Annotated in this window: 1 protein-coding gene; it reads left to right on the top strand. The window is 34.6% G+C overall.

The features are described from left to right. Positions 1–2,056, top strand: a 2,056-nt coding sequence (locus F6K40_RS39770; protein ID WP_293145706.1) for a DEAD/DEAH box helicase, incomplete at its 5' end; no start/stop codon positions are given. Between the last annotated feature and the right edge of the window lie 520 nt (positions 2,057–2,576).

The following is a 2,576-nucleotide window of genomic DNA, read 5'->3' as shown; positions in this document are numbered from 1 at the left end:
TTTCGACGGTTTTCCAGAATTTTCTCCTACTACCTTGGAAAAATTGATTAATAGTTTGGAGAGTATTAGTGAAGTTGTCGAAGAAGGATATGCTCCACAGAAATTTTCGCAACGAACGACTCGAACTTTCGACGGTTTTCCAGAATTTTCTCCTACTACCTTGGAAAAATTGATTAATAGTTTGGAGAGTATTAGTGAAGTTGTCGAAGAAGGATATGCTCCACAGAAATTTTCGCAACGAACGACTCGAACTCTCGACGGTTTTCCAGAATTTTCTCCTACTACCTTGGAAAAATTGATTAATAGTTTGGAGCGTATTAGTGAAGTTGTCGAAGAAGGATATGCTTCACAGAAATTTTCGCAACGAACGACTCGAACTCTCGACGGTTTTCCAGAATTTTCTCCTACTACCTTGGAAAAATTGATTAATAGTTTGGAGAGTATTAGTGAAGTTGTCGAAGAAGGATATCCTCAACAAAAATTTTCGCAACGGATAAATCAAACTTTAGAAACTGATTTATTGCTAAACATTCTCGAGCTAGAAATTAACAAAACTCGCCTGCAAAAATTACTCAACCAAGAAGTCTATTATTGTCAGATAGAATCTATCGAAGATATCGAATATGAGGGATGGGTTTATGACTTTGAAGTTAGCAAACATCATAACTTTATTGCCAATAATATTCTTTGTCATAACACCATTCAAACCATAGCATTTTTGCTCAATCAACAAGAAAAAGAAGCACTCGAAGCACCCACATTATTAGTTTGCCCTACCTCCGTATTAGGTAACTGGGAAAGAGAAGTAAAAAAATTCGGACCTAGTTTAAAAGTAATAGTACATCACGGCGATAAACGTGCGAAAGGTAAACAGTTTGCCACAGTAATTAAAGACAAACATTTAGTCATAACAAGTTACGCTTTATTGTATCGAGATGAGAAAATATTACAGACAATAAAATGGCAGTCAGTAATAGTTGATGAAGCCCAAAATATCAAAAATCCAGATGCAAAACAATCTCAAGCAGCAAGAAAATTAGACGCATCATTCAGAATTGCGTTAACAGGAACTCCCGTAGAAAATCGTCTTTCAGAACTCTGGTCAATTTTAGATTTTTTGAATCCTGGATATTTAGGTAAAAAGAAATTTTTCCAGCGTCGGTTTGCTATTCCCATCGAAAAATATGGGGATACAAATTCATTACAAACTTTGCGTTCTTTGGTTCAACCATTCATTCTTCGTCGCCTCAAAACAGACAAAGATATTATTCAAGACTTACCGGAAAAACAAGAAAATACTATCTTTTGCCCCCTAGCAAATGAACAGGCAAAACTCTATCAAAATATCGTTGAAAATTCCTTAGCAGAAATTGAAGCTGCTGATGGTATTCAGCGAAAAGGAAAAATTTTAGCCTTATTAGTAAAGCTGAAACAACTCTGTAATCATCCCGTACTTTTACAAATCAAAAAAGGCAGTAAGAAAAAAGTAGAAATCAGCGATGAAAATTCTGGAAAATTGCAACGTATAGGGGCAATGTTAGAAGAAATAATGTCTCAAGGAGAACGAGCAATTATCTTTACTCAATTTGCTGAATGGGGAAAAATTTTACAACCTTATTTACAGAAAATTTTAGGTAGAGAAATCTTGTATTTATATGGAGCTACCCGCAAAAATAAAAGAGAAGAAATGGTAGATCAATTCCAATTAGATCCTCAAGGTCCGCCGATAATGATTCTGTCATTAAAAGCTGGAGGAACAGGTTTAAATCTAACTCGCGCTAATCATGTTTTTCACTTTGATAGATGGTGGAATCCTGCAGTAGAAAATCAGGCTACCGATCGGGTATTTAGAATTGGTCAAACTCGGAATGTTCAGGTGCATAAATTTGTATGTACCGGAACTTTAGAAGAAAAAATACATGATTTAATTGAAAGTAAAAAAGAATTAGCAGAGCAAGTAGTAGGTGCAGGGGAACAATGGTTAACTGAACTGGATACAGAACAGTTGAGAAATTTATTAATACTTGACAGAAATCAAGTAATTGAAGATGAGTAGAGGAGTGTGGAAAATGTTGGAGAAATAAAAATTATTTGTAATCAACACGAACTCTGTCAATTACAAATTATTTTTCATCTCAAAAACTGTAGGGGTTTGCTCTCCAAACCCTCTTTGATTTCCGTTTTTAAACCAAAAATTTGGCGCTCAAAAATTTTAATATATGAAGTGTGGAAAATGTTGGAGAAATAAAAATCTGAAGAATTAACACGAACTCTGTCAATTACAAATTATTTTTCATCTCAAAAACTGTAGGGGTTGGGTCTCCAAACCCTCAATGATTTTTCATCTCAAAAACTGTAGGGGTTTGCTCTCCAAACCCTCTTTGATTTCTGTTTTTAAACCAAAAATTTGGCGCTCAAAAATTTCCATATATGAAGTGTGGAAAATCTCGGAGAAATAAAAATCTGAAGAATTAACACGAACTCTGTCAATTACAAATTATTTTTCATCTCAAAAACTGTAGGGGTTTGCTCTCCAAACCCTCTTTGATTTCTGTTTTTAAACCAAAAATTTGGCG

This window comes from Okeania sp. SIO3I5, assembly GCF_010672085.1.
GTDB lineage: Bacteria > Cyanobacteriota > Cyanobacteriia > Cyanobacteriales > Microcoleaceae > Trichodesmium.
This window is presented reverse-complemented; position numbering and strand designations above follow the sequence as displayed.